The organism is Edaphocola aurantiacus (assembly GCF_019797745.1).
Classification (GTDB): Bacteria; Bacteroidota; Bacteroidia; order Chitinophagales; family Chitinophagaceae; genus Edaphocola; species Edaphocola aurantiacus.
Window position 1 is genome coordinate 598,459 of sequence record NZ_VOSI01000001.1, and the last position, 15,242, is coordinate 613,700.

A 15,242-nucleotide genomic window follows, 5' to 3' on the forward strand; every position below is an offset into this window, starting at 1 on the left:
ACTCCGACATTGTCGTTCTATAAATGCTAAAATATTTATTTTTTACGGGTTTACAGGCTTTCCCTGCCAGATTTTATGCACAAGCCAATGAGGATCCTATTTTGCATCACCCTTATTTTACGAAATTCAGCTACATATGTTCAGGCACTTACTATGGATCATTTTATGCTCTGGCGTTTTATCGGCCAGCGCTTCAGAACCGGGCCAGCTCCATACTGCAAGGATATGGTCTGTAGGTCTGCCTGATCAGAAGAATACGATATGGAATGATGCACCGGTCAGCCCCAAAAGAGCAGCCTTGTATTCAATGCTGTTCCCAGGTTTAGGTCAGATAAGCAATAAGCAATACTGGAAGCTGCCTGTAGTATATGGACTCCTGGGCACAGGCATTTACTTTTTCCAGTATAATTTATCCGGCTACAATGAGTTTCGTAAAGTATATGCCGACCGGCTCCAGAATATTTATAAAGATAAGTATATACATTCCACTCCTGACATTGCTACAGTCAAGGGCTGGCGCGATTATCATAAACGATATCTGGACCTTACAGTGTTGTTGAGTGTAGTGGGATATGGCCTGCAGATCATTGATGCACATGTTGCAGCACATCTTCGGGGATTTGATATCACTCCAGGTCTGACCTGCCAATTCCGGCCCTCGGTACAATCCGGGCTATGCGGAATGATTCCCGGTATCAGTATTGCTTTTACACCATGGTAAATACCTCCCCCGCTAAGGGTGATTTTAGGCCGGGGCGGGGGCGAAAACTTGTTTTTCGCTTTGAAGAAGCTTACATTTGAACATAAAATTTTCTACGAGTATGTTACACAAAACAGGGATACTCAGCCTTGCTGCTGTAGCGCTTCTGGCTTCCTGCCAGGGCATTAACAGCAACAAAAACAAATCGGGTGCTGATCCTTTATCCTCCAATATAGATACGACTATCCGTCCGCAGGACGATTACTTTACTTATGCCAACGGTACATGGATCAAAACCCATGCAATACCAGATGAGTATAGCGCTACGGGCATTGCCCGACTGGTTATTGATGACCTTCAGGATCGCCTGAGGCTAATCAATGAAGAGGCGGTTAAAAGCCCCGATGGTAAAGTGGGTCACCAGATCGCCAACTTCTGGAAATCCGGCATGGACAGCACCAAACTGAATGCCGATGGGGCAAAGCCGCTGGCAGCACTGTTATCGCAGGCCGATACGCTGAGTTCGGTTGCCTCTTTACTGCAATATGCTGCTGAGCTGAATAAGATTGGTGTCGGCACCCTGGTCAACCTGGGTGTACAGCAGGATGCCAAGAACAGCGAGGCAATGGCGGTATACCTGTACCAGGGTGGTATCGGATTACCGAATCGTGATTACTACTTCAACACCGATTCGCAAACGGTTGCGGTGCGCAAGGCCTACCCTGGCTACATTGCACGCCTGTATACACTTGCGGGTTTATATGCAGGTAAAGAAGGTGAATATGCACAGAAAGTAATGGCTATCGAGACCAAGCTTGCACAAGCCAGCCGTAAGCTGGAGGCACTACGCGATCCTTATGCCAATTATAATAAATACGGTGTGGCTGACCTGAAAACGAAACTGACGCCACAGATCGACTGGCAAAAGTTCAACCAGGCAGTGGGCATACCGCAACTGGACAGCCTGATCGTGGGCCAGCCGGAATTCCTGAAGACACTGGATGCAGCACTTAAAGCTGTTCCGCTGGAAGACTGGAAAGCATATATGAAATGCCATATCCTGAATGCATTTGCACCATACCTGAGCGATCAGTTCTCCGCAGCAAACTTCCAGTTCTATGGTCAGACGCTGTCGGGCTCCAAAAAGCAGCAGGCGCGCTGGAAGCGTGTACTGAACACGGAAGAAGATGCGCTGGGTGAAGCACTGGGACAGCTTTTCGTAAAAGAATACTTCAATGAAAAAGCGAAGAAACGCTATGAGGATATGGTTGAAGAAATTCGCGCTGCATTGAAAACCCGCATTCAGCATCTGGAATGGATGAGTCCGGCGACCAAAGAAAAAGCATTGCTGAAACTGGCTACGATGACCAAAAAAGTGGGCTATCCTGATAAATGGAAAGACTTCTCTGCAATGGAAATCAAAGAACAGTCTTATGCGCAGAATGTAATGGCTGCCCGTAAATGGTGGCACCAGTACCAGCTGAACAAACTGGGCAAACCGGTGGATCGTACAGAATGGGATATGACACCGCAGACCTATAATGCTTATTATAATCCTTCTAATAATGAGATCGTATTACCTGCCGGTATCTTTACCGTTCCTGGTAAACGTGATGAAGAACTGGATGATGCATTTGTATACGGTTATGCCGGTGCCTCTACGATCGGACATGAGATTACACATGGTTTCGATGATGAGGGTCGTCAGTTTGATGAAAAGGGTAACCTGCAGAACTGGTGGACCGCCGCTGATGAAGAAAACTTCAACAAGCGCGCTGCAGTAATGATCAACCAGTTTAATGCTTATGAGCCACTGCCGGGCAAACATATTAATGGTAAGGCCACACTGGGTGAGAACATTGCAGATCTTGGCGGCGTACTGCTGGGATGGGATGCTTTTATCAAAACCAAGCAATACACCAAAAACAATAAGCTGAATGGCCAGAACCCTGCAGAACGTTTCTTCCTGGGTTATGCACATGGCTGGTTGTACAATATGCGTCCTGAAGAGCTAGCTAACCGCCTGCTGACAGATGTACACAGTCCGGCGAAGTTCCGTGTGAACGGGCCATTCTCCAATGTACAGGCATTCTATGACACCTATAATGTAAAACCTACAGACAAGATGTATATTCCCGCAGCACAGCGGGTGCATATCTGGTAAGGAGTTCCTTATATCATAACGTATTGTGGCGCGCCTCCGGCGCGCCACAATACGTTTAACACTGATCGAACATTCGCTTATAATACATGAGGGCAGCTAATCAGCTGCCCTCATGTATTATAATAACCTGTGAACCGGATTAACGCAGTTCAAATGTTTCTGTAAATTTCGTAGTGAAGTTACCTTCTCTGAAATCTTTATTTTTCATCAGTTGCTGATGGAAAGGAATGGTTGTTTTTACACCTTCGATCACATATTCGCTCAGTGCGCGCTCCATTGTAGAAATCGCTTCTTCACGGGTTTGTGCTACAGCAATGATCTTAGCGATCATTGAATCGTAGAACGGAGGAATAACGTAACCTGCATAGATATGAGAGTCGATACGAACACCATGACCACCCGGCGTATGCAATACCTGGATCATACCAGGGCTTGGACGGAAGTCATTGTACGGATCTTCTGCGTTAATACGACATTCGATCGCGTGCATGGTTGGTTCGTAGTTCTTACCACTGATTGGTTCACCGGCAGCAATTTTGATCTGCTCTTTCACCAGGTCATAGCTGGTTACTTCTTCAGTTACGCCATGTTCTACCTGGATACGGGTATTCATTTCCATGAAGTAGAAGTTACGGTGCTTGTCTACCAGGAACTCGATTGTACCAACGCTTTCATAATTGATAGCTGATGCCGCTTTGATTGCAGCTTCACCCATACGCTGACGCAGTTCCGGAGTCATAAACGGAGAAGGAGATTCTTCTACCAGTTTCTGATGACGACGCTGGATAGAGCAATCACGCTCACTCAGGTGACATACAGTACCAAACTGGTCACCGGCTACCTGAATTTCAATATGACGAGGCTCTTCTACGAATTTCTCCATATAGATACCATCGTTTTTGAATGAAGCACCGGCTTCTGCCTTAGCAGTATCGTATGCTTTTTCGATTTCAGACTCCTGCCATACTACGCGCATACCTTTACCACCACCACCGGCAGTTGCTTTCAGGATTACAGGGTAACCCATTTCGCCAGCCAGTTTTTTAGCTTCAGCTACGCTTTCCAGCAGGCCCTCAGAACCAGGAATTACCGGTACACCGGCAGCAATCATGGTTTCTTTGGCAGTCATTTTATCACCCATACGGCGGATCATCTCCGGAGTGGGTCCGATAAATTTAATATTATAACGGGAGCAGATTTCTGCGAAGTCGGCATTTTCAGCCAGGAATCCATAACCAGGGTGAATAGCATCAGCATTGGTAATCTCGGCTGCTGCCATGATTGCCTGTACATTCAGGTACGAAAAAGTACCCTGTGGCTTACCAATACATACTGCTTCATCAGCAAAACGTACGTGCAGGCTATCTCTGTCTGCTGTGGAGTAAACCGCAACGGTTTTGATACCCATTTCACGACAGGTACGGATGATACGTAAAGCGATTTCACCGCGGTTGGCAATAAGTATTTTTTTAAACATTTTCACGCTTTGAATAATTGATAAAACACAGGTAAAGAAAATGCGGTCATTTCGCCGCATTATTCTTTACCCTATACCTTTGTTTGGATTATTCTACAATAAATAATGGCTGATCGTATTCTACAGGAGTACCATCATCAACCAGTACTTTCACGATACGACCACCCAGGTCGCTTTCGATTTCGTTGAACAGTTTCATTGCCTCAACGATACATACTACATCGCCGGCTTTGATCTCATCACCAACACCTACGAATGGTGGTTTATCAGGAGATGAAGAGCGGTAGAAAGTACCGATCATCGGGGATTTGATCACTTTACCACCTGCTGCAGGAGCTTCAGCAACCGGTGCAGCTGGTGCTGCAGGAGCCGGTGCTGCAACTGGCGCAGCTGCTACAGGAGCTACCTGTGGCATAGGTTGATATTGAGCAACAGGAATAGCAGTAATCGGCGCTTCTGCAGTTGCTTGTTTAATTGTGATTTCAAAATCACCGTCTTTTATAGACAATTCGCTGATATTAGATTTGTTTACTGCTTTAAGTAACTCTTGGATTTGTTTATACTCCATTGTAAATAAATTTAAATAGATATGTGTAGATACTCAGGTGATATGGTTTAATTATCCTTTTACACGCTCCATATACTCACCGGTAGAGGTATTGATGCGGATCAGTTCGTCTGTATCAACAAACAGTGGTACGTTTACAGTAGCACCGGTTTCCAGTGTAGCTGATTTCAGCGTACGGGTAGCGGTATCACCTCTTAAACCTGGCTCAGTGTAGGTAACACGCAGTACTACAGAAGCTGGTAACTCAACACCCATAGGCATTTCAGTCTCTGTATTTACCAGTACAGAACACTCCTGACCGTCTTTATATAAACCCGGACGATCAATCATGTTTTCACCAACAACGATTTGCTCAAAGCTCTCATTGTCCATCAGGTTAAAACCGCTTTCGTCTTTATATAAAAACTGGAATGAACGACGCTCTACACGTACCGGGTGAATGGTATCGCCAGAGTTCCACGTATGCTCGATCGTACGTGTATTATCTACGCCTTTCAGTTTAGCCCATACTTTAGCAGCAGCGCGGGCAGTTTTATTTTGTCCGAATTCTACTACGGAATATAAGTTATTATCTAATTTTAAAATCATCCCATTACGGATGTCTCCTGTATTTGCCATGGATTACTATGTTTTCGACCTGCAAAAATAATAATTAAGTTCATTTAAATACAAAAAGGTCATTTTTTTTGTATTAATATCTGATTTTGAGCCTAAAAAGGCCTTTCATACCGCAAAATAATGTTTTTAAGACGTTTTCCACAATACAAATAAGCGTCTGTACACAGGCAACATACTTTCCATTATTTATACTATTTTTGGATGATGTAATTTAAGGCAATAAGGCACTTATGACCTTGTCTTATATCGATTCGCTATTATTTAATTATGCAAGAGAGACACACGAACAGGAAACAATATTTCCTGGAACAGGCAGATACAACGGCAAAATTTGTCATCCCTTATATTGAACAGGTGATTCCGGTAACCCAGGAAAGCCGTGTGCTGGAGATCGGTTGCGGAGAAGGGGGCAACCTCGTTCCTTTCATTGAACGTAAATGTGAAGTAGTGGGCGTGGACATCAATAAAGGACAGGTCGCGAATGCAAGGGTATTTATCGCAGAACACTGTTCTGACAATACTAAGGTCACCCTTATCGACGAAAATATTTACAATGTTACTCCTGAACAGATCGGCACATTTGATGTGATTATGCTGAGGGATGTAATTGAGCATATTCCCGATCAGGCAACGTTTATGAAGCACCTGAAGATGTTCCTGAAACCGGACGGCAAAGTCTTCTTCGGCTTCCCGCCATGGTGTATGCCTTTCGGCGGACATCAGCAGGTATGCCAGCATAAGCTGCTCAACAAACTACCTTATTATCACCTGTTGCCGAAAAGCATATACAAAGGTATGCTGAAGACTTTCGGAGAAAGTCATGGCACGATTAAGGAGCTGATAGAAATTAAGGAAACCGGCATCAGCATTAACCGCTTTCAGCGGATTGCGCGCCAGAACGGGTACAAAACTGACCTGCAAACTTATTACCTGATCAACCCGAATTATCAGACAAAATTCGGCCTTAAACCACGAAAACAATTCAGGCTCATACAGGCTATACCTGTACTGAGAGACTTCTTTACTACCTGCCTGTATAGTATCATCAGCGTAGATAAAAAGTAAACACTACAGAACCTTTTATATCAGTACAAAACCATAACTGTAAAGGTTATGGTTTTGTCTTATGGTATATAGAGAATACCATTAGAATACCATTGACCACAGGAGGGATAGTTTATATTAAATTTCGGTTTCCCTTTAGTCAATGTCAAATATTTTGTACTTTTAGAACACTTATTCAAAACTAGTCACATTGACAACGCTGATCAACGATATTAAACGTATAAAAGCTTTATTGTCCTATGGTATCATAGACACTCCCCCGGAAGCTTTTTATGATGACCTGGCCAAGCTGGTCGCTATTATCTGTAATACACCGATAGCGATTATTTCCTTTATTGATGACAAGAGACAATGGTACAAAGCAAAAGTAGGCACTGAAGATAATGAGGTGCTACTGGAAGAGACGATCTGTCAATTCACGCTGCTGGAAGATGATATCATGGAAATAACCAATCCTGTTGAAGATGCCCGTTTGATCAATAACCCTAATGTACAGAATGAGCACGGCGTGCGGTTTTATGCTGGCATATCACTGAAATCGATAGAAGGCTATAATATCGGAACCGTATGTACTGCCGATGTAAGACCGCAGCAACTGAGCAGTGCACAGAAAGAAGCAATACGCATTATTGCCAAGCAGGTGATGCTGCACCTGGAAACAACAAAGCACAATAAAAACATGGGCATGGAGCTGGAAACAGTTCTGCGTCAGAAGGTTGCCTTTACAGAAAGACAGCTGGAATTACAGGAAGCAGCATACAATAACCTCTTTGCAGCTATTTCCAAATCCAATGCAGTTATAGAGTTTCTTCCTGATGGAACGATATTCAGCACCAATGATCTTGTTGAGCACCTGCTGGGCTACCAGCCAAATGAACTGGTTGGTCAAAATTATCAATTCCTGTTTAAAGATGAACTCATTAACGGAGACGGGGCTTTCTGGCAAAGGCTGGTCAAAGGCGAGGCGCTTGTAGGATCTTACCAATGTATACATAAAAACAATGCCCAGACATGGGTACTGGCTTCTTTCAATCCGGTACTGGATATGGAAGATGAACTGGTGCGCATTACGATGATCGCTCAGAATATTACCAGCGAGGTAATGGCACGCAATACACTGGAAGCATTGCATCAGCAAAAAGACAATTTCATTGCCAATATAAGCCACGAGCTCAGGACACCGATCCATGCCATCATCGGCTTTACCGATATATTGCTGGAGAACGAATGGGACCCCGAGCGGCGAAAACAAATAGAAGCGATCAAGCTGGCAAGCGATACCCTGTTATACCTTGTAAACGGTATCCTGGACCTGAGTAAGATCGAAGCGGGCTTGTTCCAGTTTGACATGGATGATTTTGAGTTCAGACCAGTGATTGAGAATGTATTCTCCATCCTTAAGCTTAAGGCTTCTCACAAGCAATTAAAATTCAGTTTCAGCATTGAAAGTGATGTGCCGGCCTACCTGACCGGAGATAAGCACAGGCTTACCCAGATCTTACTGAACCTGCTGGACAATGCACTGAAATTTACCGTAGAAGGCGCCGTTAAATTATTTATTGGCGTATCGTCACAACAGGAAGACAAGGTAACACTGGAGTTCCGTATTTCAGATACCGGAATAGGTATTCCTGAACATAAAGTACAATCTATTTTCGGCCGTTTTACACAGGCAGAAGAAGATACTACCCGCAAATATGGTGGCACAGGCCTGGGCCTGAACATCTGTAAACTATTGGTAGAAAAACAAGGTGGTTCTATATCTGTAAGCAGTACAGAGGGCAAAGGATCTGAATTCTCGTTCTCTCTTACTTTTGCTACTCCATCAGAGATCAGTACCCTGCTTACCCAGCAGAAGCCGGCTGAACGGCTGGCTACATCAGGGCGTATACTGATGTGTGAGGATAATGAGACGATACAGTACCTTACACAAAAGCTCGTGGAAAATACCGGATGGAGTCTGGACATTGCCGCTAACGGGCTGGAAGGTATTGAGCTGTTGAAAAAAGGTAAATACGACCTCGTGCTCATGGATATTCAGATGCCGCAAATGGACGGCTATCAGGCGACACAGGCTATTCGCGGAGAACTGAAATCAGAAGTCCCTATCATTGCACTCACTGCGCATTCAATGATCAAAGAAAAAGGCAGGTGCCTGGCTATGGGCATGAATGATTATCTATCCAAACCATTTGATAAAAAAGAGCTCCTGGATAAAGTCAGCTTCTGGTTACAACACCCGACCAAGCATACCGATGAGCCAGTTAAAGCAAGCACCATATTCAGCCTGGATCGTTTAAGACAACTCTCCGGCGGAGATAAAATATTTGAAGCAGAGATGCTGCGATTGTTCATAGAACAAAGCGCCAAATCAATGATATTGATACAGCAGTATTACAATAATAAGCAGGCGGCAGACTTATCACAGGAAGCACATAAGCTTCGCTCCTCCTTCAGTCTTATAGGGGCTAATACCATTGTATTGAACGCACTGGAGCATGGAACAGACGAAAGTCAGAAACCCGTACTGATCCAGCAGCTGGAAGAGCAGATACAAAACCTACAAATATTCATAAATAATACAATAGATCAACTGTAAGCTTAGCCATTATAGCCAAGTAAGATGAACGTTTTGCCAGGGAGTGTAAAGTGCCTCCGATACCGAACAGTGTAAGCATTGATACGCTCATCCGTAAATATAATCTCCCGAAAGTGGATCTGCTGAAGCTTGATATTGCAACCAGTGAGAAGAAAGTATTTGCAGCAGCGGAACAAAACTAGCTGGAGCCGGGTTGTTCCAAAACCTTTTTCGAAGCACTGAACCACTGTGCCCGGGAATATGCCTATAGCGCAAATGGTGAACACCAAATCATATATTTTTAAAGATGCCCGTATGACAGATGATAAAGCAGTAAAGCGTTTGAGCAAATACCTGAGTTATATCCTGAGACATCATCCGGAACAACTGGGCATACAATTAGACGACCAGGGCTGGACATCAGTAACAACACTACTGGAGCAAATGCAGGCCAGCAATCCGGAAATGAATCGGGCATTCCTGGAGCATATTGTAGATACAAATGCCAAACAGCGTTTTGCTTTTAATGAAACCAAAGATAAAATCCGGGCCAACCAGGGTCATTCCGTTTCTGTTCAGCTGAATTATATACCGCAACCTCCGCCGGAAATATTGTATCATGGCACGGCACAGCAATACCTGGAGCGCATCCTGCAACAGGGCTTATTAAAAGGAGAAAGGCACCATGTGCACCTGAGCATAGATACCGAAACCGCGCGCCAGGTGGGACAAAGACATGGTAAGCCGTCTATATTGTCTATCGACACAAAACAGATGCTGCAGGACGGACATCTATTCTATTGTGCCGCAAATGGCGTCTGGCTGACGGAGCAGGTCCCGGTTCAATACCTTAAATTATTATAAAATGAGTACAGATATAAAAACAATATTCACCATCGCTGCCTGTGCGGCCATAAGCCTGTATAGTACGGGCTGTGCATCAGAAGGTAAGCAACAATCGCCATCTACCGGGCAAGAGCCCTCTTTTACCAAAGATTCCGTAGTGTATCAATCCGACAAACTGATCATTACCCGTATTGCACCGCAGACTTATGTGCACACTTCCTATCTTCAAACGAATGATTTTGGGAAAGTACCCTGCAACGGCATGGTCGTTGTGGACGGAACGGATGCAGCAATTTTTGATACTCCGGCCAATGACAGCAGTGCTGTTGAGCTGATCGATTACCTGAAAGCACAGCATATAAAAACCACAGCGGTTGTCGCTACTCATTTTCACGGAGATTGCGTAGGAGGATTAAAAGTATTCCAGGATCAGCATATCCCGTCTTATGCAACCGAGCAAACAATCAGTCTGCTGCAACAGCAACCGGACAATAAATTTCCTTTGCCCGATCATCCGTTTACCGGCACACTGGAATTGCCTGTAGGCAAAGAAAAAGTCAGCATAGCATATTACGGTCCAGGTCATACCAAAGATAATGTAGTGGCCTATTTCGCGAAAGATAAGGTACTCTTCGGCGGTTGCCTTATCAAAGAGATCGATGCTACCAAGGGTTTCCTGGGCGATGCCGATACGCTGGCCTGGTCTGGCACTGTACAAAAAGTAAAATCAGCCTACGCCGATGCACAGTTCATCATTCCCGGTCACGGGCAATGGGGAGGCAAAGAATTACTGGATTATACAATGAAATTATTCGCCTTAAAAGCAGGTCAATAATCTATCGGCTATCCTTAATAAGAATCGGGCTGCATCTGAGATGCAGCCCGATTCTTATTAAGGTAATAAAACTATTTATTCTGTTGTTGTTTCCGTACCATTAGCCAGTGCCTTACGGGCAGCGCGCTTATGGGTCAGTTTGGTAATCGCAACATAGAATACCGGTACAATAAAGATGGCCAGTGTTGTGGCTGCAATCATACCGCCAAATACGGTCCAGCCCATGGTATTGCGAGACTCTGAAGCCGCACCTGATGCCCTCATCAGCGGTACTACGCCAAGGATAAAGGCCATAGAGGTCATCACGATCGGGCGTAAACGCAGGCGTACCGAATGCAATGTTGCCGCGACTACTTCCTGCCCTTTATCAACGCCTTCTTTGGCAAACTCTACAATCAGGATCGCATTCTTGGCCGAAAGCCCGATCAGGGTAATCATACCGATCTGTGCATAGATATTGTTCGTCAGACTAGGAATAAAGTACAGGGTCAGCATAGATCCGAATAAACCTACCGGAACGGCAAATAATACGCTGAAAGGAATGCTCCAGCTCTCATACAGTGCTGCAAGGAACAGGAATACGAAGATGATCGATGCAGCGAAGATATAAATAGTACTATCTCCGGCCTTGATCTCTTCAAGGCTCATCCCGGAGAATTCGTAGCTATAACCGGCTGGCAATACTTCTGCGGCTACCTCTTTTAAAGCCTCCAAGGCCTGTCCTGAGCTATACCCGTCTTTAGGAGTACCATTGATCTCTATAGAGCGGTTCATGTTAAAGTGCGGAATCACCGAAGGGTTCTCTACCAGTCTTGTAGTCACCATCGTTCCCAATGGAATCATATTCCCTTCATTATTCTTCACATAGAATTTATTCAGGTCGCTGGTATTGGTTCTGGAACTACTGTCCGCCATCATTACCACGCGGAAGTTACGCCCGTAAATATTGAAGTCATTTACATACTGGCTACCCAGTAAACCCGACATAGAAGAATATACATCAGAGATACTCACACCCAATTTCTTCGCCATTTCACGATTCACATCTACTTTATAAGCCGGTGTTTTCGTATTGAAGAAGGTATAGGCATTTTCAATTTCCGGACGGCTGCGCAGCTTAGTCAGGAAGTCCTGTCCGATCTTCTCAAATGTCTTGATGTCATCAGAACCTGCCGTCTGCATCAGTTGTATGGTAAAACCATTGGCTTGTCCCAGACCTGGAATAGCCGGTGGTGCCACAACACGTACATTAGCTTCTTTAATATCCTGGGTTCGTTTGACGATCTCTTTCAGGATAGACTGGACATGCAGTTCTTTCCCTTTACGCTTATCCCATGGTTCGAGCAGGATGAACATCGTACCCACATTGGATTTCCCGGAACCATTCAGGATATTGAATCCCGGCAGACCGCCTACTACGCGGATACCCGGAATAGTTTTCACACGACCAACCAGGTCCTGGAACATTGCGCGGCTGCGGGTTATAGATGAGCCTTCCGGCATTTCGTAAGAGACATATAATTTACCCTCATCTTCCAGTGGTACGAATCCTGTCGGTTTCACCTTCATCAGTAAGGCCAGACCAAAGGTCAGTACCAGCATCAGCGTAACCACATATGGTGTTTTCTTGATCCATTTGGATACGCCATTGGTATAGCGGTCAGACAGTTTCAGGAAGCGTGCATTGAACCAGTCAAAGAAGCGATTCATCAGGCTTCTGCGGCGCTCACCAATCGGTGTTGGTTTCAGCATGATAGAACACAGGGCCGGGGTCAGGGACAGGGCCACAAATGCGGATAACAATACTGATATGGCAATAGTCAGGGCGAACTGCTGGTACATTTTACCAGAGATACCCGGAACGAAACTGATCGGAATGAATACTGCTGCGAGGATCAATGCAATGGCGATAACCGGACCGGAAATCTCGCTCATGGCCTGACGCGTTGCATCCTTCGCATTCATCTTATCATGGTCTATCTTATGCTGTACCGCTTCGACGACCACAATGGCATCATCCACCACAATACCGATTGCCAGTACGAAGGCAAACATGGTAAGGGTATTGACTGTAAAGCCAAGCGGGATAAAGACCAGGAAGGTACCGATGATAGATACAGGGATCGCCAGTAATGGGATGAGGGTTGCTCTCCAGTTTTGCAGGAAAAGGAACACTACTAATACTACCAGCAACAGGGCTTCTACGAAGGTGTGCAATACCTCTTCAATAGAGGCTTTTACCACGGTAGCATTCTCCGTCATTACGGCGTAGTCCAGGTCTTTAGGGAAAGATTTTTTCAGCTCTTCCATTCTCGCCAGAATACGGTCATAGGTATCCAGGGCATTAGATCCCGGAGACTGATAGATCAGCATAAAGGCGGCCTGATTTTCGAGGCGATAACCACCACTGGAGTAATCAAAGCTACCCAGTTGTACCTTAGCCACATCTTTCAGGCGCACAAAACTACCATCTGCAGGATTGGCCCGCACAACGATATCTTCAAACTCAGAAACCGTATTGAGTCGGCTATTGGTCAGTACAGAATATTCAAATGCCTGTGAGCCCGGTTGCGGGCTACCACCAATAGAACCGGCGGCAATCTGTAAGTTCTGTTCTGTAATCGCATTAGAGACATCTTTGGTCGTCAGGTTCAGCGCGGCAAGTTTCTCCGGCTGCAACCAGACCCTCATACTGAAGTCTGAACCACGTGCCATGATATCGCCCACCCCAGCAACACGGGAAAGGGCATCTTTTACGAATATGTTGGTATAGTTATTTATGAACTCCGGGTTATGCGTGTTTTTAGGCGAATACAAAGAGATCGCCATCAACATACTCGGATTTCTCTTTTTTACCGTAACACCAAGACGCTTGATCGCATCCGGTAATGCCGGCGTAGCTACACTGGCACGGTTTTGTACATCCAGCGTTGCAATATCAATATTAGTACCTACTTCAAAGTTTACTGTAATATTACTGCTACCGCTACCCGTACTGTTACTGGTCATGTAGGTCATGCCAGGGGTACCATTGATCTGCGATTCAATGGCGGTAGTCGTTGTCTGTTCCACCGTCTCTGCATCCGCACCGGTAAAGTTTGCACTGATCGATACCGTAGGTGGTGTGATCTCCGGATATTGCGCGATCGGCAAGTTGAACAAAGCTATTAAACCGGTAAGTACGATCACGATAGATACCACAATCGCGGTGACCGGTCTTTTAATAAAAGTTTCTGCAATCATAAAAATGAAATATAGTAAAGTGTATCCGGTGGTGTGTTTTAGTATTTCACTTTAGCACCCTCTTTCAGTTTCTGCTGTCCTTCGATCACGATTTTGGTGCCTGGTGTCAGTCCTTCTTTGATAATAATCTTATCACCCAGCTGGCGGCCTGGTATAACATGCTTTTGAGTAGCGGTATTGCTATCGGTTACTGCATACACATAGAATTCACCCAATTGCTCTACCAGTGCTTTGTTAGGGATGATGAACTGCGGTTCCGGATGGTCATTTTTCACCCGCATTACGGCAGTCATACCCGAGCGCAGTATCTTATCTTTATTATCAAATACGATACGCACTTTTACCGTTCCGGTGTTAGGATCTACCGCACGGTCAATGATATCTATCTTTCCGAACACAGGGTATTCATCCGCTCCGAATACCAGTGTAAATATCTGGTCGGAAGTATTGCGTTTTCTTAATTGTTCAAAGCGGAACACATCACCCTGGTTAATGTTGATGTCTACAGCCATAGGATTGTCTGTAGATACGGTATTCAATTGTGTCTGGCCCGCTACAACAGCTGCACCCACACGCACTTTAGAAATACCGATAGTTCCTGTAAATGGTGCTACAACAATACCGAAGTTTACATTCGCCTTCATACTGCTGATATTGGCCTGCGCTGCCTGCACCTGCTTACGGGCCGCTGCCAGTGCAGCATCCGCATAATCTACCTGCTGCTTGGCGATCGCATCCTGTTTATCCAGCTGATGGTAACGTGCCGCATCTTTTTCGACTTTTACCAGATTTGCTTTCTGCACTTCGTAATTAGCTACCGCATTATCATAATTGGCATTGTATACAGGTACATCAATACTGTATAATCGCTGTCCCTGCTGTACTACCTGTCCGTCCTGGAAATAGATACCGGTAACAGTGCCACTGGCCTGTGGCGTAAGAATCACTTCTTTCTGTGCGACCACAGTAGCCGGGTATTCATCATAATATACAGCCGGACTCTGTTCTACCAAAAGTGTAGCCACCGGTGCAGGCGCATTAGCTGCAGCCTTACCATCATCCTTTTTACCACCGCAGGACCATAATGCAGTGCTCATGGTAGCGGCAGCCAGCGTAGTAATATATATATTGGTCTTCATGTTTGAAAT

At 45.1% G+C, this 15,242-nt stretch carries 12 protein-coding genes; 7 read left to right on the plus strand and 5 right to left on the minus strand.

What is annotated here, in order from left to right; all coding sequences use genetic code 11:
• Positions 1 to 136 precede the first annotated feature (136 nt).
• Positions 137 to 721, plus strand: coding sequence for a DUF5683 domain-containing protein (locus tag FTD44_RS02555; RefSeq protein WP_222165021.1), 585 nt, complete (start codon positions 137 to 139; stop codon positions 719 to 721).
• Positions 722 to 821: 100 nt separating this feature from the next.
• Positions 822 to 2,864 (plus strand): M13 family metallopeptidase, encoded by a 2,043-nt coding sequence (locus FTD44_RS02560; protein WP_222165022.1) that lies wholly within the window; start codon positions 822 to 824, stop codon positions 2,862 to 2,864.
• 139 nt (positions 2,865 to 3,003) lie between these two features.
• Here the strand turns inward: FTD44_RS02560 and accC are convergent, their stop codons facing one another.
• The 3 genes from accC to efp all read right to left on the minus strand — a co-directional run bounded on the left by accC (position 3,004) and on the right by efp (position 5,527).
• Positions 3,004 to 4,341, minus strand: coding sequence for an acetyl-CoA carboxylase biotin carboxylase subunit (gene accC / locus FTD44_RS02565; RefSeq protein WP_222165023.1), 1,338 nt, complete (start codon positions 4,339 to 4,341; stop codon positions 3,004 to 3,006).
• Between the two features lie 88 nt (positions 4,342 to 4,429).
• A complete protein-coding gene (gene accB, locus FTD44_RS02570; RefSeq protein ID WP_129020807.1) occupies positions 4,430 to 4,909 on the minus strand; it encodes an acetyl-CoA carboxylase biotin carboxyl carrier protein in 480 nt (159 codons plus the stop codon).
• Between the two features lie 51 nt (positions 4,910 to 4,960).
• Positions 4,961 to 5,527 (minus strand): elongation factor P, encoded by a 567-nt coding sequence (gene efp / locus FTD44_RS02575; RefSeq protein WP_222165024.1) that lies wholly within the window; start codon positions 5,525 to 5,527, stop codon positions 4,961 to 4,963.
• A 267-nt stretch (positions 5,528 to 5,794) separates the two neighbouring features.
• Between efp and FTD44_RS02580 the strand changes: the two genes are divergently transcribed.
• From FTD44_RS02580 to bla, 5 genes are all read left to right on the plus strand, one after another.
• Positions 5,795 to 6,592 (plus strand): class I SAM-dependent methyltransferase, encoded by a 798-nt coding sequence (locus FTD44_RS02580; protein WP_222165025.1) that lies wholly within the window; start codon positions 5,795 to 5,797, stop codon positions 6,590 to 6,592.
• A gap of 190 nt (positions 6,593 to 6,782) precedes the next feature.
• Positions 6,783 to 9,191, plus strand: coding sequence for a response regulator (locus FTD44_RS02585; RefSeq protein WP_222165026.1), 2,409 nt, complete (start codon positions 6,783 to 6,785; stop codon positions 9,189 to 9,191).
• A gap of 50 nt (positions 9,192 to 9,241) precedes the next feature.
• The gene (locus tag FTD44_RS16130) at positions 9,242 to 9,373 is read left to right on the plus strand and encodes a class I SAM-dependent methyltransferase (protein ID WP_262901656.1); all 132 of its coding nucleotides are present in this window, start codon (positions 9,242 to 9,244) and stop codon (positions 9,371 to 9,373) included.
• 58 nt (positions 9,374 to 9,431) lie between these two features.
• Positions 9,432 to 10,034, plus strand: a complete 603-nt coding sequence (locus FTD44_RS02590; RefSeq protein ID WP_246625316.1) for an RNA 2'-phosphotransferase — start codon at positions 9,432 to 9,434, stop codon at positions 10,032 to 10,034.
• A gap of 13 nt (positions 10,035 to 10,047) precedes the next feature.
• Positions 10,048 to 10,851, plus strand: coding sequence for a subclass B1 metallo-beta-lactamase (gene bla, locus FTD44_RS02595; RefSeq protein ID WP_394369724.1), 804 nt, complete (start codon positions 10,048 to 10,050; stop codon positions 10,849 to 10,851).
• Positions 10,852 to 10,926: 75 nt separating this feature from the next.
• Here the strand turns inward: bla and FTD44_RS02600 are convergent, their stop codons facing one another.
• Together FTD44_RS02600 and FTD44_RS02605 are read right to left on the minus strand one after the other, a co-directional pair.
• Entirely contained in the window at positions 10,927 to 14,094 is a 3,168-nt protein-coding gene (locus FTD44_RS02600) for an efflux RND transporter permease subunit (protein ID WP_222165028.1), read from the minus strand.
• 38 nt (positions 14,095 to 14,132) lie between these two features.
• Complete coding sequence (locus FTD44_RS02605; protein ID WP_222165029.1) at positions 14,133 to 15,233, minus strand: efflux RND transporter periplasmic adaptor subunit; 1,101 nt, start codon at positions 15,231 to 15,233, stop codon at positions 14,133 to 14,135.
• Positions 15,234 to 15,242 lie beyond the last annotated feature (9 nt).